We start from the raw sequence: 20603 nt of genomic DNA, 5'->3' as shown, positions 1-20603 counted from the left end.
ACTCCCCCGAAAGGACATCAATGACTTCCCGCTTTGAGATCGGTGACACCGATTTTCTTCTCGACGGCGCACCGCTTCAGATCATTTCGGGGGCGATGCACTACCCGCGAATTCATCCGGGCCACTGGCGTGATCGCATCCGCAAGGCTCGCCTCATGGGACTCAACACCATCGAGACCTACGTCGCCTGGAACGCGCATGAGCCGGTCAGAGGTCAGTGGGATGCCACCGGCCAGAACGACCTCGGCCTCTTTCTCGATCTGATCGCCGAAGAAGGCATGCACGCGATCGTGCGCCCAGGGCCGTACGTGTGCGCCGAGTGGCACAACGGCGGTCTGCCGACCTGGCTCACCGCCGACCCGGAGGTACGACTCCGCAGCTCTGACCCTCGCTACATCGAAGCCGTCACCGGCTACCTGGAAAAGATCAACGACATCATCGCTCCACGCCAGATCGACACCGGCGGCAGCGTCATCCTGGTGCAGATCGAGAACGAATACGGCGCCTACGGCTCAGACAAGGCCTACCTCGCAGAGCTCATCCGACTCACGCGCGACGCGGGCATCACCGTGCCACTAACCCAGGTAGACCAGCCGATCCCGCACATGCTCGAGAACGGCGCACACGAGGGGCTTCATAAAACCGGATCCTTCGGCTCTCGCATCCACGAACGCCTCGCCACTCTGCGCGAGCACCAGAGCACCGGCCCGCTGATGTGCATGGAGTTCTGGTGCGGTTGGTTCGACCACTGGGGCGAGAAGCACCACACCACGACATTCGCAGACAGCGCCGCCGATCTCGATCTGCTGCTGAGCGCCGGAGCATCCGTCAACATCTACATGGTCCACGGCGGCACGAACTTCGGTCTGACCGCCGGAGCGAACGATTCCGGACGCTATCTGCCGCTCGTGACGAGCTACGACTACGACGCGCCGATCAGCGAGTCGGGCGATCTCACCGAGAAGTTCCACGCGTTCCGCAATGTGATCGCAAAACATGCTGCGGTTCCTTCGGATCCGCTGCCCACGGCCATCGAGGCACCGACGTTGACCGTCCCACTCGAGAGCGTCGGAAACCCGCTCCCATCAACAGCCTTCGACCACGGCGAGTTCAGCACCCCGCCGTCGATGGATGATCTCGGCGCCGACGTCGTGCTCGTGGAGTACTCGACTCGCATCGCATCCGAGGAGACGACGGTGCTGGCGGCGGACGTTCGAGACGTCGCATGGGTGACTCTGGATGACCGCCCCGTCGGCATGCTTCAGCGGACAACCGGTGATCTTGCCCTTGCTCTTCCTCCCGGGGATCGCCTTCGCCTTCTGGTCGAAGAGACCGGACGTGTCAACTACGACACGAAGATCGGCGAGCACAAGGGAATCATCTCCGCACCGACGCTCAACGGCATCCCTGTGGACGGCCCCTGGCAGGTGCGCAGCATCGACGTCCCCCGACTCGCCCATGCCGTCGCGAACGCGTCGAGCGATTCGCGCGATTCGGTTGCGATCGCCAACGCCCATGCGGCCGGTCCGGTGGGTTTGCGCGCAGGATTCGACCTGGATGCGCCCGCGGATCTCTTCCTCGACACTGCAGGCTGGGGCAAGGGCTACGCCTGGATCAACGGCTTCTTCCTTGGTCGATACTGGCGTCGTGGACCCCAGCGCACTCTGTACGTGCCGGGGCCGGTGACGAAGCAGGGCCGCAACGAGATCGTCATCGTCGAGCTCGAGGCGATGACTGATGCGACGGCGCGCTTCCTCGCTCGCCCGAACCTCGGACACGAAGTCGAATGAGCGCGTCGGAGCGCGGCCCAGTCGGCCCGCTGACTGCCCGCCACCTGCCCTGGTCGGTGCCGGCACGTTCTGCCGGCATGCCGACAACGGAGGATGCCGGCCGCGGGATCACTGTCACGGAACGTGCGATTCTGCGCGAAGGAATCGGATGGATTCCGATCTCGGGGGAAGTGCACTACAGCCGTCTGCCCCGTGCCAGGTGGGCAGAGCGGCTGTGCCAGATGCGCGCGGCAGGCCTCACCGTGGCCTCGACATACGTGTTCTGGTTGCACCACGCCCCCTCTGCCGGCGCAGCCGATTTCGAGGGCGCTCTCGATGTCGGCGCCTTTGTCGACGAGTGCGAGACGGCCGGCCTCGAGGTCGTGTTGAGAATCGGCCCGTGGGCGCACGGTGAAGCGCGCAATGGCGGCTTCCCCGATTGGGTGCAGCAGCAGGATCTGACCCACCGCAGCGACGATCCGCGTTACCTCGCACTCGTGCGGGAATGGTTCGGCCAGCTGGCCGAAGCGCTCGCTGGACGCGCCACCCCTGGCGGGGTTGTCATCGCCATCCAGTTGGAGAACGAACTCTACGATCGCCCAGAGCATCTTGTGACTCTCAAGCGGATGGCGCGCGAAGCGGGGATCACGGCTCCGCTGTGGACGGCCACCGCGTGGGGCGGTGCCGACCTGCCGCATGGCGAGGTCTTCCCGCTGTTCGGGGGCTATGCCGACGGCTTCTGGGTCGATCCTGATCAGCCGTGGGACCCCACCTTCCGTGCACATTTCCTGCCGTCCCACGATTGGGACGATCCGGGTGTCGGTGCGGACGTCCGCGCGATCCACAGCGACCCAGCCATCGCGGTCGAAGTCGTCCCCACAACAGATCTGCATGGCTTTCCCCCGGCGACCTGCGAACTCGGCGGCGGCATGGCCACCGCGTACCACCGCCGTCCGGTGCTTGACCCGAAGGACACCGCCGCGCTCGCGCACACCAAGATCGGCAACGGGTCGGCATGGCAGGGCTACTTCATGTATTCCGGAGGCCGCAACCCCGCACCAGGGATGCAGGAGACGCAGTCGACCGGCTACCCCAACGACATGCCGGAACTCAGCTACGACTTCCACGCCCCGATCCGTCAATCCGGAGACCTGGGCGGTACGGCACCGCTGCTTCGTGCGCAGCATTCCTTCCTGAACGCATTCGGCGATCGGCTGGCCGATATGACATCCACTCTTCCGGAGGCCCGTCCGAGCGGAGTTGATGACCGCGACGCGCTGCGCTGGTCGCTGCGCAGCGACGGCGCCGAGGGGTTTGCCATCATCTCCCACCACCAGCCTTACGAGCGGCTTGAGTCCGTCAGCGACGTACAACTGCAGATCGAGATGGGTGCCGGCTCGATCACGGTGCCCTCTCGCCCCGTCGACATCCCATCCGGCACACTCGCGCGCTGGCCACTCGGCCTGCGCATCGGCGGTGCACACGTGCGCTGGGTGACGGCCTCGGCGCTCACCGTGCTGCCGGGTGCGACGTCGACACTCGTACTGGTGGCTGATGCCGGCATTCCCGTTGAGATCGCGATCGGCGACACGGCGCCGGTGACGATCCAACCGAGCGCCTCGCCGATCCGGACCACCGGGGCAGACATCCTGGTGCTCCCGGACTCCGAGGCGGCACGGATCTGGGTGCGCGAAGATGCGCGCGGCAATCGGCACCTTCTGCGCACGTATGCCGAACTCTCCTGGGACGAGCGGACCGTGTGGCTGCGCTCCGATGCCGGCTCCGCAAGCCTCGATAAATACGATCCGCAGTCGCGCACATGGGTGCCGTGCGAGGTGGAGCCTCGCGGCGCCCAGGCTGCGCAGTCGAACGTAACAATCGTCCCATCGCGAGCCGCGAACGAGGTCCCAGTCGACTATGGTTTCGGCGCAGGCCGTCATCGCGCACCAGAGGCCGCGATTGTGGATGCTTCGGCCGCCGTCTACGTCTTCGAGCTGCCAGAGTGGGCCGCCGATCCCGCGCATGATGCCGTGCTCGAGATCGACTGGGAGGGAGATGTCGGACAACTGCGCGTGGACGATGTCACGGTCGATGACCGCTTCTGGGACGGCACCAGATGGCAGGTGTCACTCATCGACGTCGGCGTGACCGGGCACAGCGCTGTGACGTTGCGCGTCCTGCCGCTCTCGTCCCACTCAACGGTCGCGCTCGCTCAGCAGGCGGCAGCGAGACTCCGTGCTGCCTCAGACGACGGACTCCGCGGTGCGCCCTCCGTCACCGTCCGCTCCCGCGGACTCTGGCGTGCGACCGACGCCTGAGTTCGAGGCGCTGCTGGGCGTCTGAGCCGCTTCAGGCGGCGAGGAACAGTTCGAGGAGCGCGAGAGCCTCGGACTGCTTCGTCGACTCATCCAGAAGCCACTGCGTCTGAAGACCATCGGATGCCGCGATGATGAGGGCTGCGACGGCGTCAGGGTCGACATCGGCGCGCATGCGCCCGGTTTGCTGCTGCCCGCGCACCTGCTCGGCGATCTCGGCGCGCAGGTGCGCGAAGCGCTGCGTCGCCCAGGCCGTTGCGTGCGCATGCCCTTCCTCGAGCGCGGATGACACGAGTGTCGAGTACAGCTGCACGAGCCCAGGGATCTCCCGGTTGCGCTCCGCCGATCGACTCATGCCCCCGACGGGTTCAGGCTCAGCGCCCGGGATCTCCGTCGAGGCGATCGTGCGCGACGACTCCCGATAGACCTCGATGAGAAGCTCTTCCAGCGACCCGAAGTAGTGCCTGAGTGCCGCGTGGGTCACTCCGACGGCTTCAGCGATGGCACGCAAACTGGTGCGATCGGCGCCGCGCTGTGCGAACACCTCGATCGCACGATCGAGGATCTCCTGACGCCTGGCCACACCCTTGGCATAGGCACCTCGGGAGGGTGCTCTCGGGGCATCAGCACCGGCATCGGGTGCCGGCATCCCGGCTTCGGCTGTCATGATCATGATCCTACTCAGAAAAAACCTCCACACGGGGGTTTTCTCTGATACTGTCGCACCACACCATTGAAATCACCTCAACGAGGAGCATTCACACTTGTCCGTTCTCACTTCCATCCAGCTCTTCACCGTCAACCAAGACCTTGACGCAGACCTCGATAAGACGCTCGACGCCATCGCCGCGCGCGGCTTCACGACAGTCGAGCCCTACAACTTCGTGCGTCGCGCAGATTTGCTCGCCGCCGCGCTGTCATCTCGCGGACTCTCCTCTCCGACGGGGCACGCGTTCGTGGCATCCGCATCCTTCGTGAACCCCGATGGCAGCACGACGGACAGCGACGTCCCGACCCTCGACGAGACTTTCACCGCAGCGGAGAAGCTCGGGATGACAGTCGTCATCGAGCCGTACACCGACCCTGCCCGTTGGACCAGCGTCGAGCAGATCCAGGAGATCGCCTCGCTGCTCAACGTCGCCGCCGATGCGGCCGCCGCGCGCGGCATCCGCATCGGATATCACAACCACGCTCACGAGCTCGAGGCACGTTTCGGCGAAGAAACCGGTTTGGAGATCCTCGCAAATCACCTCGACCCGCGCGTCGTGCTCGAAGTCGACCTGTACTGGGCGGCCCGCGCTGGCGTCGACGTCCTCGCGCTGCTGCGCACCCTCGGTGACCGCGTCGTCGCCGTGCATGTGAAGGACGGCACACTCGACGCCGAGAAGGTGAACGCGTATCCGCCTGCAGATCAGGTTCCGGCAGGCGAAGGCGTCGTGCCGCTCGCGGAGGCGCTTGCCACTGCGAGCGCTCTCGAGTTCGCCGTCGTCGAGTTCGATCACTTCGATGGCGACCTGTATGCGGCCATCGAGGCGAGCCGCGTGTTCCTCGATGAGACCGTCCCGGCTGAGAAGGTCACCCGCTGATGGCCGCCAGCGGACCCGTCGGCGTCGGCATCATCGGCGCAGGCAACATCAGCGATCAGTACCTGTCACACCTCACACAGTTCCCCGACGTCACCGTCCTCGCCGTCGGCGACCTCCTCGAGGACCGTGCTCGTGAGCAGGCAGCGAAGTATGGCGTCCCGAACGCCGGCGGCGTCGATGTCGTGCTGAACGACCCCGACATCGAGATCGTCATCAACCTCACCATCCCCGCCGTGCACGTCGCGGTATCGGAGAGCATCATCGCGGCAGGCAAGAACGTCTGGACCGAGAAGCCGATCGGCGTCGACCGCGCATCCTCGCGCGGACTGCTCGAGAAGGCGGGAGCGGGCGGCCTGCGCGTCGGCGTCGCACCCGACACCGTGCTCGGCCCCGGCGTACAGACCGCGAAGCGGGCGATCGCCCGCGGTGACATCGGGCGTCCGCTCTTCGCGCAGACGACGTTCCAGTGGCAGGGGCCGGAGATCTTCCACCCGAACCCTGGCTTCCTCTATGCCGTGGGCGGCGGGCCGCTGCTCGACATGGGGCCGTACTATGTCTCCACGCTCGTGCACATCTTTGGCCCGGTCGCAGCTGTCGCAGCTCTCGGGCTCAAAGGATCCGAGCACCGCACGGTGCAGGTCGGTCCGCTCGCAGGCGAAACCTTCCCTGTCGAGGTGCCCTCGACCGTCTCCGTGCTCATGCAGTTCGAGAACGGCGGCCAGGGCCAGAGCCTGTACAGCACCGACTCGGCGCTGCGCCGCCAGGGTCTCGTCGAGATCCACGGCACGGAGGGTTCGCTGATCATCCCCGACCCGAACACGTTCGGCGGAGAGCTCACCATCGTGCGCCCGGCTCCGGATGCCGGATCCGATCCGATCCGCATCGACCTGCCGCAGGAGGGCATCCTGACCGGCCGCGGTCTCGGCGTGCTCGACATGGCCCGCTCGATCCGTGCCGGCCGTCCGCACGTCGCCACCGGCGAGCTCGGCTACCACGTGCTCGACACCCTCCTCACGATCGAGGAGGCCGCCACGGCCGATAGCAGCGCCTTCGTTCCGATCGAGAGCACTCTCGACCCGGTAGGTGCGCTGGGTGCGGACTTCGACCCGCTGGCCAGAACCCTCTGAGTCAGAGTTCGGGAGAAGCGGCGGCAGAGGGCGGGAGCTTTCCCGGGTAGGACACGTCCGGACGCAGAGACTGGAGCTGTTCGATCTCGGCACGCGTGAGCTCACCGAGGCTGGCGCGTTGCGCGATGCCCATCGTTTGGACATCGCCGGCCACGTCATAGTGGACTCGGTCGCCGTACTGCTGCATGATCACCCACGCGTAGACCGCACGTTGCTCTGCGCTTTGCCTGGAGTACTGCTTCACCAGCCAGATCAGTACACCGAAGAAGAGGAGGCTGGTCAGTCCGACCATGAAGGACTGACCAGCCGAGTCTTCGCCCGGCGAGATCGCGATGACAACCGCCAGAAACGCGAACAGAACGGCCAGCACCGCAGACCCCGCGATCTGGGTCGCCCAGTAGCCTTTGCCCTGGTATGCCTTGCTGTCAGTCACCGACACAGCTTAAGCGGGTGAGTTGCGTGCGAGCGCGCTACCGGCTGCATGGAGCCAGCGACGCGGGTCGGCGATAGCTGCTTCCCCTGAACCGGCGAGATCTGTGAGAGACACGGATGCGCTGAATAGTGATGTATCGGCGTCTGAGGTGATCCGCCCGGCGACCAGTACCGCACGCACCCCCGCCTCCGCCGCGACCCCCGCTACGAACGAGGGCACCTTGCCGTCGCCGGACTGACCGTCGTAGGAGCCCTCTCCGGTCACGACGATGTCGGCGTCGGCGATCGCTTCGTCGAGTTCGATCAGCCGCGCGACTTCACCAGCACCCGGAGCGAGCTCGGCACCCCAGCGCGCCAGTGCTGCGCCGGCCCCGCCGGCTGCACCGGAGCCAGGCAACTGCGGGTCAAAGCCGAGCAGATCGGCGAGGCGCACCAGTGCGGCGTCGACGCGCACGATGTCGACGGCATCCGTCAGCCCCTTCTGCGGTCCGAACACGGCCGCAGCACCGTGCGACCCGACCAGCGGATTCGTGACATCCGAGAGAACGAGCACCTCAGGCGCAGAGCGAAGGCCTTCGAGATCAACCACCGCAAGATCCAGCAGTCCGCGGGCACCGGGCGCGATCGGTAACCCGTCGACATCGGTGAAGCGCGCGCCGAGCGCGGTCAGCAACCCGGTACCCCCATCCGTCGAGGCGCTCGATCCGATACCGAGCACGAGGCGAGAGACGCCATGATCGAGCGCGGCGACGATCGCCTGACCGAATCCGGTCGTGTCAGCGTCGAAGGGGCGCAGGTCGTCGACCAACTCGATGCCAGACGTTGATGCCAGATCGATCACACCGGTGCCGCCGGGCGTGGCATCCGTCGGTGGGAGAAGCAGCCATTCGGCGTCCACCGGCACTCCCGCAGGTCCGTCCACGCGCACCGGCACTCGCACGGCACCGGGCACGGCCGCATCGAACGCGGCCGCCGTGCCCTCGCCACCGTCGGCCATGGGGCGCATCACGAACTCAGCCGTCCGATCGACGGCGGCCCACCCATCGGCGAGCGCCTGTGCGGCATCAGCCGCAGTGATGGACCCCTTGAAGCTGTCCGGTGCGAGTACGACCTTAGTCATCTATGTCTCCCCCTATGAGCGTGTCGTCGGTCAAGACAGCGGGGGCGTACTGGATCGCAGGAGAACTTCGAGGCGGAGCGCATCGTCGTCCTGCACCCACTCCGGATCAGTCGCCGCGCGGAAGGTCTCGTATCCGACGTCTTCCAACGGCACATGCACGGTCGTGAGGGCCGGGGTTACGTCGCGCCCGGTGGGAATGTCGTCGAACCCGCACAGAGCGATGTCGGCGCCAACCTCGCGCCCGGCCGCACGGATCGCCGACAGAGCACCGATAGCGACCACGTCGCTGATGCCGAACACGAGCGTTCCTGGGTCGATGCCGTCCTCAAGTGCCTGCGCCATGACGTCGGTGCCCGAATCACGCGTGAAGGCACCACGGTAGACGCGCGGTTGCGCTCCGCCTGCAGCGGTGAATCCCTCTTCGAATCCGGCCAGCCGTGCATCGCTGGTCACCACGCCCTCGGCGGCTGCAAGCACGATTGCCTGACGATATCCTCGCTCGGCGAGTGCGTCGCCCAGGGCTTTGGCTCCCCCTCGGTTGTCGATCCCGACGGCGCGCACGGTGTCGGATCCGACACCAAGAGCCACGACCCGCCCACCGGACGCCGTCACCGCGTCGAGCTCTTTGGCCAGTTCTGGGGCGATCTCGGGAGAGGGACGGGATGCCGCAAGAATCACGCCGCGCGGCCGCTGACCACGCAGGGCCCGCACGAGGCGCACCTCGCGCTCTGGGTCGCGTTCGGTGATCGCGATCGTGACGACCAGTCCCGACTCATCGGCTCCTCGGGCGACGCCGGATGCCAGTTCGCCGAAGTACGGGTCGGCAATGTCAGCCACGAGCAGTGCAATGATGGCCGACGTGCCACGGGCCGTCGCCTGCGCAGAGAGGTTCGCGGTGTATCCGAGCCTTTCAGCGGCCGCCTCGACCCGCTCCCGATAGGAGTCAGCGACCTTGCGCGTCGAGCCGTTCAGCGCCCTCGATGCGGTGGCCAAAGAGACACCGGCTTCTCGTGCCACGTCGTGCAGCGTGGCTGAGCCGGAGTGCGCGGGAGCAGGAACGTCAGTCACAATCGTGATTCTAGGCGGTGAGGTGCGGCGAAATGGCGGAACCGAAGCCCGCAGCGGTTCGGCGAACGACTTCGAGCGGGTCTGTCGCCCAGACTTTCTCGTTGAAAATCTCCACTTCGATGTCTCGGTCGTACCCGCTATCCAGTACCGCTCGGGTCATCGGCCCAAAGTCGATGACGCCTTCACCCGGGTAGTGGCGGCCGAGGAGCACATCCAGCGGAAGCGGTGTCTTCCAGTCACAAACCTGGTACGTCGCGATGCGTCTCTCACGACCAGCACGCTGGATGCTCGAGATCACCTCCGGATCCCACCAGATGTGGAAGGTGTCCACCGTGACGCCAACGACGGCCGGGTCGAAGTCTGCCGCGATGTCCAACGCCTGCCCGAGAGTGGCCACCACGCAACGATCGGACGCATACATCGGATGCAGCGGCTCGACCGCGAGGGTCACACCTGCGGCGGCAGCGTCAGGGGCGAGTTCCCCGATGGCGTCGCGGACTCGCTCACGAGCACCAACCAGATCGCGCGAGCCCTCTGGCAGGCCGCCGGCGACGAGCACGAGGGTGGCAGTGGATCCTTCAGCGCCGGCCGCCGCGAGGACGGCAGTCTCTTCGATCGCGACCCGGTTGTCATCGATCGACGCTCGACGTGCTGGCCCCTCGGGGATCGTGAAGAAGCCGCCGCGGCAGTGCGTGGTGAACCGCAGCCCTGAGCCCGCGAGCATGGCCGCCGCCTCCGTCAAGCCGACCGCCTGTACCGGCTCACGCCACAACCCGATCGCCTGGACTCCGGCCTCGACCGTCACCCGAAGCGCTGTGGCCAGGTCGGCGTACTTGATGGTGGCCTGGTTGATAGACAGGCGCGGGTCTGGAACGTTCATGCGTCCACTCCGTTCAAGCGCAGCATCGCGTGCCAGCGCGTGTGGGCGAGTTCAGGGTCTTCCAGCGCGAGCGATGCGTTCGCAAGCTCGACGATGCGGCTGAGGTGCGGAAGGCTTCGTGCCGAGTGGAGCCCTCCGATCATCTGAAAAGCCGGCTGATGACCATTCAGCCAGGACAGGAACGCCACACCCGTCTTGTAGTAGAAGGTCGGCGCGGCGAACACCTGTCTGCTGAGTTCCTCAGTGGGCCCGAGTATGCGCAGGTACGCCTCTGGATCTCCCGCATCCAGCGCCTGAATCGCCACCGAGGCGACCGGCGTGATTGCGGCGAACGCGCCGAGGAGCGCGTCAGAGTGACTGCTGCCTCGACCGACAGTGTCTCCGCCGATGAGGTCGACGTAGTTGAAGTCGTCGCCGGTGAACATGCGCACGTGCTCAGGCAAGCGCGAGCGCACCGAGATCTCGGACTCGGCGTTGAGCAGACTCATCTTGACCCCGGCGATCTTTCCCGGGTTCTCCTCGATGATGTCCAACAAGACCGCGGATGCGCTCTGCCAGTCCTCCGCACCGAAATAGCCACGGAGCTCTGGGTCAAAAGCGGTACCGAGCCAATGCAGCACCACGGGCACGGTCGCCGACTGCAGCACCTCGCGGTACACGCGGCGGTAGTCCGCGGCATCCGTCGCCACACGAGCGAGGTGGCGCGAAGCCATCAGCACTGGGGCTGCGCCCTGTTCCTCAGTGAAGTGCAACTGTTCCTTGTAGGCGTCGATCACGGCGCTAAGCGAGATGTGCGATTCGGCGACGTGATCGGTGTTGACACCGACGACGACCGAACCGCCCTCCTCACGGGCTACTTCGGCGCTGCGGGCGATGAGTTCGCGTGTGGCTGCCGCGTCCAGTCCCATGTTGCGCTGCGCGGTGTCCATCGCATCGGCAACCCCGAGGCCCCACGAGTAAACGTTGCGACGGAATGCGAGAGTTGCATCCCAGTCGATGTCTGCTGGCTGCCCAGGAGTGTTGTCAGCATGAACCTTGGGGACAACGTGCGCGGCGGCAAAGGCCACGCGGCTGCGCAGCGGCGCGATCGGGCGGGTGTACGCGCCCGTGTCGTTCAGCGTGGCATCCGACAGCAGACCATCAGCGGAGAGAAGGCGAAGCATTGTCATGGGTCAGTCCAGCGTCAGAGCTTCGAGAACGACCTTGCGACCCTCGGCGCTGGAGGTGAGGCCCGCCTCGGCGAACTGCACGCCCTTGGCCCCCGCAAGAAGGTCGAATGGATAGTCGGTGCCGAGCACGAAGGACTCCAGATACTCCTCCCACTGCTGGCGAAAACCGTTCAGGAAGATCTCGTTGGTGGGAACCTGCTGCCAGTCAGCGTCGTAGTCGTGAGTGTCCTCAAGGTCAGGGTTCCAGACCGGCTTGGGCGTGGCGTTACGCGGCTGGATCTTCGCACCGAAGAGTCCGACCACTGCGGATCCGTGCGTACCGTCGACCTGGAACTCGACGAGCTCGTCGCGGTTCACGCGCACCGTCCAGCTGGAGTTGATTTCGGCGATGACGCCGCCTTCGAGCTCGAAGATGCCGTAGGCGGCATCCTCGGCGGTAGCGGTGTATTTCTCACCGTTCTCGTCCCAGCGCTCGGAGATGTGGACCGCGGCCTGCGCGTAGACGCTCTTGACCTCACCGAACAGGTTCTGCAGCACGTAGTTCCAGTGCGGGAACATGTCGGTGATGATGCCGCCGCCATCCTCGGTGCGGTAGTTCCAGCTCGGGCGCTGCGCTGGCTGCCAGTCGCCCTCGAACACCCAGTATCCGAACTCACCTCGGACCGACAGGATGCGACCGAAGAAGCCCGAGTCGATGAGTCGCTTGAGTTTCTGCAGGCCTGGCAGGTAGAGCTTGTCATGCACCACACCGGTCTTCACGCCGGCATCCTTCGCCAGACGTGCAAGTTCGAGCGCCTCTTCGAGAGTCTCCGCAGTGGGCTTCTCGGTGTAGATCGCCTTGCCCGCCGCGATCGCCCTGCGGATGGCGGATGCTCTGGCCTTCGTCACCAGGAAGTCGGCGTAGATCTCCCACCGCGGATCAGCGAGCGCCGCGTCCAGATCGGTCGTGTAGTCCTCGATGCCGTGCAGAGCCGCAAGTTCAGCGAGCTTGATCTCGTTGCGACCGACAAGAATCGGCTTCACCGTCACCTTCGTGCCGTCGGAAAGCTCGATGCCCCCCTGATCCCGGATTGCGAGGATCGACCGCACCAGGTGCTGCCGGTAGCCCATTCGCCCGGAGACGCCATTCATGATGATGCCGATCTCGCGCACCTGGGGGCGAGTGGATGCCGCGGGGGCGGTAGCGAGCGTGGTCGTCTCTGACACTTTCGTTCCTTTTCTCCGGCCCACCACAACTCGGTAAGCGCTTTCCAATTGATTTATCATGACACCGGAACGCGCTTTCCGCAAGCCGCCCCGCACGCTGTTGCTCAGGCCAACCGCAGCGCCACCCAAGAGACCGCCGGCAGGCTCAGCAAGAGCTCGACGCCGGAGGTTGTTGCATCAGCGGGGCGCACGCCCACGCGCTCGGGGTCCTGGAGCGTATTGGCTGCGTAGATGTCGTCATCGTGCAGCAGGTGCGACTCGATGATGGTGAGCTCACGGCCGAAAGCCGCCCCGACCTGCGTCAGATCGAGGCGCAGCTGCGCGGCATCCGTCGTCGAACGGTTCACCACGAACACTGAGACGCCATCGTCGTCGATCGTCGCAACCGCGTTCACGGCGGCCACCTCGCCGAACCGCTCGCTCGTGAAGGTGCCGCCTGTCACAGGCACACGCACCGCGCGCTCGCCCGCCAGGCGGGAGGTGATCGAGAACGGGAAGAAGGTCGTCTGCCGCCATGCCGGCCCGCCGGGCTCTGTCATGATCGGTGCGATCACGTTGACCAGCTGCGCGAGCGACGCCGAACGAACGCGGTCAGAATGCTGCAGCAGGGTGATGAGCAGGTCTCCGAAGACCACGGCATCGAGGGCGTGATACTGATCCTCGAGCAGCCTTGGAGCGACCGGCCAGCCCTTGTCCTTCAGTTCCTCCCCCGACTGCGTTCCGTCCTCCCGGTGGAGATACCAGACGTTCCACTCATCAAACGAGATCATGATGCGCTTATCGCTCTTCCGCGTCGCCGCGACCGAGTCGGCGATCGCCACGACCGAATCGATGAACTTCGCCATGTCTACGCCGGATGCCAGGAACTCCTGCGCATCTCCGCCGTGCTCCTGATAGTAGGAATGACACGAGATGAAGTCGACGTCGTCGAACGTGTGCTCGAGCACGGTGCGCTCCCACGAACCGAACGTCGGCATGCCTCGCGAGGATGAGCCGCACACGACGAGTTCGATACCGGGATCGAGCATCCGCATCGCCTTCGCCGTACGCGAGGCGAGCTTGCCGTAATCGTCGGCGTTGCGGTGCCCCACCTGCCATGGGCCGTCCATCTCGTTACCCAAGCACCACATCTTCACACCGAACGACTGCTGCTGCCCGTTCGCGGCGCGCTGGCGCGTCCAGTCAGTGTCTGCAGAACTGTTGGCGTACTCGAGCAGATCGAGCGCCTCCTGGGTCCCGCGCGTGCCGAGGTTGACCGCGAGCATGAGGTCGCTGTCGACCCTGTCGAGCCAGCGCTGGAACTCGTGCAGCCCGACCTCGTTGGTCTCAGTGGAGTGCCAGGCCAGGTCGAGGCGTCGGGGCCTCTCCTCTACGGGGCCGACGCCGTCTTCCCACCGGTAACCGGAGACGAAGTTGCCGCCGGGATAGCGGATCGTCGAGACCCCGAGCTCAGTCACGAGATCGATCACATCGGTGCGGAAGCCGTCAGCGTCGGCACTCTCGTGCGTCGGCTCATGGATGCCGTCGTAGATGTGACGTCCGAGGTGCTCGACGAAGCCGCCGAACACACGTCGGTCGATGTCGCCGATCTCGTAGTGGGGGTCAAGGCGGCCGAAAGCGTCAGTCATCTGGCATCCGTTCTGAGAGAGGAAGCCGGTGGTCTTACCGGCTCAAAGGACCGCGGTCAGCGGGAACGGTGACGTTCTGGGATCGCGACGACAGCGAGTGCCGCGCATCCGATCGCCGGGACAAACAATGGCGGGAGCGCCCACGTGGTCGCGACGACGAACACTGCCGCAGCGACGAGATAGCAGGCGCCGACGACGTCGACCCTGACGACGCTCGGGATCGCACGCAGCGCACCCCTCCAGCCGAGCTCGGGCGTCCACGCGCCGGCGGCGGTGAGTAGCGCGAGTGCGCAGGCGGCGAGGCCAACCCAGCCGATGACCTCGATCGCCGCCCCTCCGGGCAGGAAGCCTGACCGCGCCAGATCGATGTCGAGCAGAAGCACGAGGGCGAGGAGGGTCGCGCCGAGACCGAGCGGCACGCCTGGCAGGATCGCCGACTTCACGTCCGCCCAGAACAGACTCAGTCGCGAGTCCTCCGCCGCGATGAACCGGCGCAGGTGACGCACGCCAGCGGCCAGCGCCGCTGGCAGTGTGACGACCAGCACGCCGACGATCGTGATGAGGAGCCCCGTGAGCAGCACCTCGCCGAACAGTGCGAACTTCGCGCCGGCACCCGGGAAGCGCGCGGGCGGCACGTCGCCCCTGGTGGGGCCACTGCCCGAGAGTGCAGCCCGGCGGGCGGTGCGCTCCTCGCGACGGGACATCGTCATCTCCTCCTGCATGACCACGCCGACTTAGCCTTTCAGTCCCTGAGTGGCGACGCCGTCGACGAGGAACCGTTGGAAGGCCAGGAAGAACAGCAGCACCGGCAACAGCGCGATGAACGAGGCCGTCACGGTAGCACCGTAGTCGCTGCTGGACGTCTGGTCGTTGTACAGACGCAGAGCGATCGGTAGCGGGTAGTTGTCAGGGCTCGTCAGGTAAAGCAGCGGCCCAAGGAAGTCGTTCCACGACCAGATGAACGAGAAGATCGCGCAGGTGATCAGGGCGGGCTTGATCAGCGGCAGGATGATCGCCCAGAAGATCCGGAAGTGCCCAGCGCCGTCGATGCGCGCAGCCTCGTCCAGGTCGCGCGGCATCTGCCGAATGAACTGCACGAGCAGGAACACGAAGAACGCTTCGGTGGCGAGGAACTTCGGCAGAACGAGCGGCCAGAAGGTGTCGACCAGTCCGAGGTTGTTGAAGATGATGTACTGCGGGATGATCACGACGTGGAACGGGAGCAGCAGCGTCCCGATCATCGCGGCGAAGAGGATACCAAGGCCCTTGAACCGCACGCGGGCGAAGGCGTACGCGGCCAGCGCCGAGGACAGCACCGTGCCGACCACGGCCGCGACGGCCAGGATGAGCGAGTTGAGGAAGAACCGCCACATCGGCACGCCGGCGATGCCGTCTGCGACCTTGATGTAGTTCTCGATCGTGGGCGAGTTCGGCAGCAGACCGGGGTTCTGGCCGAACTCCGCGTTGGGCTTGAAGGTGGAGAAGAACAGCCACAGCAGGGGGTACAGCACAATCGCGGTGAGCACCAGCAAGACAACAAGCCACACAACGGTCTGCCAGGTCTTGCGCTTCACCCGGCGGCGGGCGGACGGGGGGCCGACCGGTGTCGTCTGCTGCGCGGCGAAGACCGGAGTGGAGGCCGCACCGGACGTCGTGGCGGCATTGGAAGTACTCATCGGTTGTCTCCCGCGTAGTGCACCCAGGAACGCTGGGTTCTGAAGAGGATGAAGGCGATGATCGCTACGACGACGAGCAGCACCCACGCGATCGCCGCGGCGTAACCCATCTGGCCGTCGGCGAAGCCGCGCTTGTACAGATAAAGGGTGATGAAGTTCGTCATGCCGGCGGGGCCACCAGAGCCATTGGAGATGATGTACGCCGATGCGAACACCTGGAAGGCGCCGATCAGGCCGAGCAGCAGGTTGAAGAAGATCACCGGGGAGAGCATCGGAAGCGTCACTGCTCGGAAGCGGTGCCACGCGTTCGCACCGTCCATCTCAGCGGCTTCGTACAGCTCCTTCGGCACCTGCTTGAGGCCGGCCAGGAAGATCACCATCGTGGCGCCGAACTGCCAGATCGCCAGCACGATCATCGCTGGCAATACGAGTGCGGGGTTGCCGATCCAGCCACCCAGGTCGAGGCCGATGGAACTCAGCGCACTGTCGACGGGTCCGTCAGATCCGAACATCGCCCGCCACACGATCGCGACCGACACCGAGCCACCGATCAGGCTCGGGGCGTAGAACGCCGAGCGGAAGAAACCGGAACCCTTGTCTCGGTAGTTCAGCAGCATCGCGACCCCTAGGGCCGCGGCCAGAGTGATCGGGGTGCCGACCAGCACGTAGATCAGCGTGATCTGCGCCGACTGCATGAACTGCGGGTCGTTGGTGAACAGCCGCACGTAGTTGTCGAAGCCGACCCAGCGGGGCGGCTGGAAGATGTTGTACCGCGTGAACGACAGGTAGAGGGAGTACACCATCGGGATGATCGTGAGACCGAAGAAGCCGATCAACCACGGGATGAGAAAACCATATCCGGCGGCCGTCTCGCGCAACTGGCGACGCTTCTGACTGGGGCGGTTCAGGCTCTCGGGCCGGCGGCGACGCAGCGGCTGGCGCCGCTTCTCGCCGGTGACGATGACTCTCGTCTCAGTCGTGCTCACGGGGACTCCTGTGGTGATGAGGGCAGTTCGGATGGTGTCCGGGACACGGGGTCCGGGCGGTGATGATACCGCCCGGACCCCGAGTCCGTCAGCCAGATCAGCCGTTCAGGACGACGTCGATCTCTGTGAAGAGCTGCGCAACAGCGTCGTCGACGGTGATCGTGCCGAAGTTCAGCTCAGCGCCGAGCTGGCGGAACTTCTCTTCGATGGTGCCGTAGCCGACGATCGGCACCGGCGGGGCATCGCCGAGGCGGTCGGCGATCGCGGTCTCGTGGTCCTTGATCTGCAGGCTCAGCGGATCGAGGTCGGCCGCCTCGAGTGCGGTGCTCGACGCAGGCAAGCCGCGGTTTGTACCGAAGATCTCACCCGACTCCGGCGAGTTGATCAGGAAGTCGACCAGCGTGGCGGCGGCCGCGGGGTGCTCGGTGTTCGCGGAGATCGCGTGCAGCATCGAGGGCTTCAGGTACAGGTCCTTCGCACCTTCAACGGTCACGGGTGGAGCCTGCAGATTCAGTTCGGTGTACCCCTCGCCGAGGTTGCCGAGGTAGCCGCTGCCGAAGTTGTCCCAGGTGAGCTCGCTGGCGACCTTCGCCGCATCGAACGGGCCGAGGGGGTTCAGCTCTTCGACGAGCTGCTGTGAGACGCCGATTCCGTCGCGGATCTCTTGCCCTTCTTCCCAGAATTCGGCGAGGCGATCCTCATCGAAGCCGAGCGTGCCATCCTCATTGAAGAGGTTCCCGCCCTCTGCACGCAACTGGAGCTCGAAGTTCTGGATGCGACCGGTGTAGTCACTGCCACCCCAGAATTCGCCGCCTGCGGCCTCAGTGACACCGGCCATCCAGTCGGTGTAGTCGGCCCATGTGCCGCCGGTGAAGTCCTCAACGCCGACCGTCGCGAGCAGCGTCGGGTTAGTGAACAGACCCCACGCGTTGGTAGAGGTCGGGATCGCATAAGTGGTGTCAGCCACAACGCCGATCGACAGGATGTTCTCGGAGAGCGGCTCGGTCTGAATGATGTCACCCAGGAACGGGTCAAGGTCGAGGAGAAGCCCGTTCTCGGCGTACTGACGAAGGTACGAGTAGTCGAACTGCATGACGTCCGGCAGGTTCTTGCCTGCAGCCTCGGTCTGGCGCTTCTCCCAGAACTCGGGGAAGCCCAGGAAGGTGGCGTTCACCGTGATGTTCGGGTGCTCCTCGTTGAACGCCTCGATGACCTGGTTGTACAGGTCCGCGCGCACGTCGTTTCCCCAGAATGCGAGGTCGAGCGTGACTTCTGCCTCCGGGTCGAGCTCCTCTGCTGGCTCGTTGCCGCCGCCGGCGCAGCCGGCGAGGGCCAAGGCGGCGCCGGTGACGAGCGCGACCGCTGCGAGTGACCGCTTCTTGTTGAACATCTTTGTCCTCTCTGTGAACGTCAGCGTTCTCTGTGCTCTGGCGAACGTTCATTGTCCATGTGGGTGCAGTGTGGGCGCTATTCGTATCGAACAGAAGATCGCATTTTGGGAAAGCGCTTGCCGGTCACGGTACTACGCGTTGAATCGTTTTGCAAGCTTGGGAGGCAAACGCTTTCCGTCAATGGTGAGCAGACCGTCGATGACACCCAATGGCACCCGGTACACCGCGCAGCGTCGATCATCCATCGTCTCGACTTCGGAGCCGGGGATGACTGTACGAGCGGGGTGGCCGAAGAAGTAGAACCAGGATCGCTCCCCCTCGCGCACAGCCGCGCCGTGGTGGCCGAAGCCAGTGCCTGACACCTCGCCAGCGCCGAGGATCACCGCGTCCGGCCCACCTTGACGCTGCCAGTCGATCGCGTCGGAGGAGCGATACACCGCCATCCCCCGCCACTCGTCGACGATCATCCACCACCAGCCACCGAGCTCGAGCACGTACGGACCCTCGTGCGGGCGTCCCCCGATCGCGACACCCTCCACTGACCATTCGCCGAGATCGGCCGACACGGCAACCATGGTGACGCTGTCGGCTGCCTCGTCCTTGTACCAGATGCGCCAGCTGCCGTCCGGTGTCTGGGCGACCGCCGCGTCGATGACACGGTCGCTCGACAGCGCGATCGGTCCGCGGCGCGTCCAGAGGGCGAGATCGTCCGAGACGTACTCGACGATGCGGCGCGCGTGGCCGGGCCACTGGTCAGGGACGCCGTCAATCTCGGTGAGGTACATGCGCCAACGCGTGCCATCGTGAATGACATCTGGCGCCCAGTGCGTGCGGTCGGTGGTGCCTGGAGGCCCCGATGCCAACTGCAGTCCGGCGCCCTCCGGTTCGAGGGTGCCGGCATAGTGCCACTGCACCCCGTCATCGGAGTGAGCGACGCCGATGCGGCTGCCATGGACCCACGCCACGCCCGGTCCAGGATCAGGGTGGGTCGCGCGCCGCTGCGTGTAGAACATCCACCAGCGGCCGTCGGCGATGACGACCGTGGGGTCGGTCGCGCCGTCATAGACCGGGTCCCGATAGAGCTCGGTGAGCGTCATGCGTCGGCGGCCCGCATGTCGGTCACCGGGCTCGCGAAACCGGCGCGATGCGTCGGATGCGAACCGAGATCGGCCGGCGTGATGACGGCCCCGTCCCTCGCTGCTGAGGCGTAGATCGCAGCGACCAGCTCGAACGAACGGGCCGGTTCGTCTGCGGTCTCTGGCAGGTCGCGGCCGTCCAGCAGCGCGTCGAACACGTCGCGAAGCAGCACCGCGTGGCCGCTTTGTTCTTCGACGTGCGGCAGAGCCCAGCCGCCTGACTCGACTTCGAAGCCGGGAGCCGGCGTGACCGCCCAGTTCGCATGGCCGTGCCCGTAGAGGTGATCGACGGTCACGGTTGCCTTCTGGGTGTCGATACGGATCGAGCTGGTTTCGCGTGGCGAGACCGCACTGGTGGTTGCCTGCGCGACGACGCCGTTCGCGAAGGTGATGGTGGCCGTGGACGCGTCTTCGGTCTCGGTCTCGCGATCGAGCCGCCACAGCCGCCCCTGCACGCTCGCCCAGTCGCCGAGGAGAAACCCGAGCAGATCGAGCTGATGGATGCCGTGACCCAACGTCGTGCCGCCGCCCTCGGTCTCCCACTTGCCGCGCCACGGCGCCGCGAAGTAGTCCTCGCCGCGATACCAGAGCGTCTGGCAGACGGCGATCAGCGGCCGACCCAGCGTGCCCTCGTGCAGCAGTCGCCGGACGTGCGCGGCGGCGGTACCGGTGCGCTGTTGGAACACGACCGCCAGCTGACGATCGGCCGCCGCAGCCGCGGCGCGCATGTCTTCCAGTTCGTTCAGCGACGGCGCCGGCGGCTTCTCCACCACGACGTGCGCACCGGCGGCCAGCGCGGCGAGCGCCTGCTCGCGGTGCACCACCGGCGGAGTGCAGATGAGGACGACGTCCGGATGCTCCGCGTCCAGCAGCGCGTCGAGCGTGTCGTACACAGCCGGCCCACCGTGCCGCCCGGCGAAGGCGTCAGCCGCGACGCGGGACAGATCGGTCACGGCGACAAGCTCGGCGCGCGGATGCACCGCCACCGCCTGCGCGTGGAGGTTGGCGACGGATCCGGTGCCGACGATCGCGGCACGGAGGGGGGAGATCATGCGGGAACCTTAGAGTCTCGAAGAAGGAACGCTTAGAACTTTACGACGCTCGCCGGAAGACA

The 20603-nt window shown here is 65.8% G+C and carries 18 protein-coding genes; 4 read left to right on the top strand and 14 right to left on the bottom strand.

The window, feature by feature from the left end:
- Positions 1-20 precede the first annotated feature (20 nt).
- Both AC1C2O_RS15610 and AC1C2O_RS15605 read left to right on the top strand, forming a co-directional pair.
- Entirely contained in the window at positions 21-1790 is a 1770-nt protein-coding gene (locus tag AC1C2O_RS15610; protein ID WP_495431354.1) for a glycoside hydrolase family 35 protein, read from the top strand.
- Positions 1787-4087 (top strand): beta-galactosidase, encoded by a 2301-nt coding sequence (locus AC1C2O_RS15605; RefSeq protein ID WP_495431353.1) that lies wholly within the window; start codon positions 1787-1789, stop codon positions 4085-4087. Before AC1C2O_RS15610 ends, AC1C2O_RS15605 begins: the two co-directional genes overlap by 4 nt.
- 31 nt (positions 4088-4118) lie before the next feature.
- Here AC1C2O_RS15605 and AC1C2O_RS15600 read toward each other — a convergent pair whose 3' ends face one another.
- Complete coding sequence (locus AC1C2O_RS15600; RefSeq protein WP_495431352.1) at positions 4119-4751, bottom strand: TetR/AcrR family transcriptional regulator; 633 nt, start codon at positions 4749-4751, stop codon at positions 4119-4121.
- A gap of 97 nt (positions 4752-4848) precedes the next feature.
- Between AC1C2O_RS15600 and AC1C2O_RS15595 the strand changes: the two genes are divergently transcribed.
- Both AC1C2O_RS15595 and AC1C2O_RS15590 read left to right on the top strand, forming a co-directional pair.
- Entirely contained in the window at positions 4849-5670 is an 822-nt protein-coding gene (locus AC1C2O_RS15595; RefSeq protein WP_495431351.1) for a sugar phosphate isomerase/epimerase family protein, read from the top strand.
- Complete coding sequence (locus AC1C2O_RS15590; protein ID WP_495431350.1) at positions 5670-6797, top strand: Gfo/Idh/MocA family protein; 1128 nt, start codon at positions 5670-5672, stop codon at positions 6795-6797. Before AC1C2O_RS15595 ends, AC1C2O_RS15590 begins: the two co-directional genes overlap by 1 nt.
- Position 6798: 1 nt before the next feature.
- On the opposite strand, the gene AC1C2O_RS15585 is transcribed toward AC1C2O_RS15590, so the two are convergent.
- The 13 genes from AC1C2O_RS15585 to AC1C2O_RS15525 all read right to left on the bottom strand — a co-directional run bounded on the left by AC1C2O_RS15585 (position 6799) and on the right by AC1C2O_RS15525 (position 20541).
- Positions 6799-7230 (bottom strand): hypothetical protein, encoded by a 432-nt coding sequence (locus tag AC1C2O_RS15585; RefSeq protein ID WP_495431349.1) that lies wholly within the window; start codon positions 7228-7230, stop codon positions 6799-6801.
- Between the two features lie 9 nt (positions 7231-7239).
- Positions 7240-8349: a glycerate kinase gene (locus tag AC1C2O_RS15580; RefSeq protein ID WP_495431348.1), complete on the bottom strand. Its 1110-nt coding sequence runs from the start codon at positions 8347-8349 to the stop codon at positions 7240-7242.
- Between the two features lie 30 nt (positions 8350-8379).
- Positions 8380-9417 carry a LacI family DNA-binding transcriptional regulator gene (locus AC1C2O_RS15575; protein ID WP_495431347.1) on the bottom strand — a complete coding sequence of 346 codons (1038 nt, stop codon included), beginning with the start codon at positions 9415-9417 and terminating at the stop codon, positions 8380-8382.
- A gap of 10 nt (positions 9418-9427) precedes the next feature.
- Entirely contained in the window at positions 9428-10297 is an 870-nt protein-coding gene (locus tag AC1C2O_RS15570) for a sugar phosphate isomerase/epimerase family protein (protein WP_495431346.1), read from the bottom strand.
- Positions 10294-11466, bottom strand: coding sequence for a dihydrodipicolinate synthase family protein (locus AC1C2O_RS15565; RefSeq protein WP_495431345.1), 1173 nt, complete (start codon positions 11464-11466; stop codon positions 10294-10296). The genes AC1C2O_RS15570 and AC1C2O_RS15565 overlap by 4 nt, the downstream gene beginning before the upstream one ends.
- Before the next feature lie 3 nt (positions 11467-11469).
- The gene (locus tag AC1C2O_RS15560) at positions 11470-12597 is read right to left on the bottom strand and encodes a Gfo/Idh/MocA family protein (RefSeq protein ID WP_495431756.1); all 1128 of its coding nucleotides are present in this window, start codon (positions 12595-12597) and stop codon (positions 11470-11472) included.
- A gap of 179 nt (positions 12598-12776) precedes the next feature.
- Positions 12777-14300 carry an arabinosylfuranosidase ArfA gene (gene arfA, locus AC1C2O_RS15555; RefSeq protein ID WP_495431344.1) on the bottom strand — a complete coding sequence of 508 codons (1524 nt, stop codon included), beginning with the start codon at positions 14298-14300 and terminating at the stop codon, positions 12777-12779.
- A 56-nt stretch (positions 14301-14356) separates the two neighbouring features.
- Complete coding sequence (locus AC1C2O_RS15550) at positions 14357-15004, bottom strand: hypothetical protein (RefSeq protein WP_495431343.1); 648 nt, start codon at positions 15002-15004, stop codon at positions 14357-14359.
- Positions 15005-15034: 30 nt separating this feature from the next.
- Entirely contained in the window at positions 15035-15976 is a 942-nt protein-coding gene (locus AC1C2O_RS15545; RefSeq protein WP_495431342.1) for a carbohydrate ABC transporter permease, read from the bottom strand.
- Positions 15973-16962: a carbohydrate ABC transporter permease gene (locus AC1C2O_RS15540; RefSeq protein WP_495431341.1), complete on the bottom strand. Its 990-nt coding sequence runs from the start codon at positions 16960-16962 to the stop codon at positions 15973-15975. Before AC1C2O_RS15540 ends, AC1C2O_RS15545 begins: the two co-directional genes overlap by 4 nt.
- 97 nt (positions 16963-17059) lie before the next feature.
- Positions 17060-18352 carry an ABC transporter substrate-binding protein gene (locus tag AC1C2O_RS15535; protein ID WP_495431340.1) on the bottom strand — a complete coding sequence of 431 codons (1293 nt, stop codon included), beginning with the start codon at positions 18350-18352 and terminating at the stop codon, positions 17060-17062.
- A 132-nt stretch (positions 18353-18484) separates the two neighbouring features.
- Positions 18485-19450, bottom strand: coding sequence for a family 43 glycosylhydrolase (locus AC1C2O_RS15530; protein ID WP_495431339.1), 966 nt, complete (start codon positions 19448-19450; stop codon positions 18485-18487).
- On the bottom strand, positions 19447-20541 hold the full coding sequence (locus AC1C2O_RS15525; protein WP_495431338.1) for a Gfo/Idh/MocA family protein: 1095 nt from the start codon (positions 20539-20541) through the stop codon (positions 19447-19449). Before AC1C2O_RS15525 ends, AC1C2O_RS15530 begins: the two co-directional genes overlap by 4 nt.
- Positions 20542-20603 lie beyond the last annotated feature (62 nt).

The organism is Microbacterium sp. Y355, assembly GCF_059445345.1.
The sequence above is the reverse complement of the archived record's forward strand: the minus strand, read 5'-3'. Positions and strand labels throughout refer to the sequence as shown.

Coding starts and splice junctions, on each gene's coding strand:
- AC1C2O_RS15570 (WP_495431346.1), bottom strand. CDS start 10,297: ATGAACGTTCCAGACCCGCGCCTGTCTATCAACCAGGCCACCATCAAG.
- AC1C2O_RS15535 (WP_495431340.1), bottom strand. CDS start 18,352: ATGTTCAACAAGAAGCGGTCACTCGCAGCGGTCGCGCTCGTCACCGGC.
- AC1C2O_RS15610 (WP_495431354.1), top strand. CDS start 21: ATGACTTCCCGCTTTGAGATCGGTGACACCGATTTTCTTCTCGACGGC.
- AC1C2O_RS15565 (WP_495431345.1), bottom strand. CDS start 11,466: ATGACAATGCTTCGCCTTCTCTCCGCTGATGGTCTGCTGTCGGATGCC.
- AC1C2O_RS15600 (WP_495431352.1), bottom strand. CDS start 4,751: ATGACAGCCGAAGCCGGGATGCCGGCACCCGATGCCGGTGCTGATGCC.
- AC1C2O_RS15550 (WP_495431343.1), bottom strand. CDS start 15,004: ATGTCCCGTCGCGAGGAGCGCACCGCCCGCCGGGCTGCACTCTCGGGC.
- AC1C2O_RS15545 (WP_495431342.1), bottom strand. CDS start 15,976: ATGAGTACTTCCAATGCCGCCACGACGTCCGGTGCGGCCTCCACTCCG.
- arfA (WP_495431344.1), bottom strand. CDS start 14,300: ATGACTGACGCTTTCGGCCGCCTTGACCCCCACTACGAGATCGGCGAC.
- AC1C2O_RS15560 (WP_495431756.1), bottom strand. CDS start 12,597: ATGAATGGCGTCTCCGGGCGAATGGGCTACCGGCAGCACCTGGTGCGG.
- AC1C2O_RS15580 (WP_495431348.1), bottom strand. CDS start 8,349: ATGACTAAGGTCGTACTCGCACCGGACAGCTTCAAGGGGTCCATCACT.
- AC1C2O_RS15590 (WP_495431350.1), top strand. CDS start 5,670: ATGGCCGCCAGCGGACCCGTCGGCGTCGGCATCATCGGCGCAGGCAAC.
- AC1C2O_RS15605 (WP_495431353.1), top strand. CDS start 1,787: ATGAGCGCGTCGGAGCGCGGCCCAGTCGGCCCGCTGACTGCCCGCCAC.
- AC1C2O_RS15530 (WP_495431339.1), bottom strand. CDS start 19,450: ATGACGCTCACCGAGCTCTATCGGGACCCGGTCTATGACGGCGCGACC.
- AC1C2O_RS15525 (WP_495431338.1), bottom strand. CDS start 20,541: ATGATCTCCCCCCTCCGTGCCGCGATCGTCGGCACCGGATCCGTCGCC.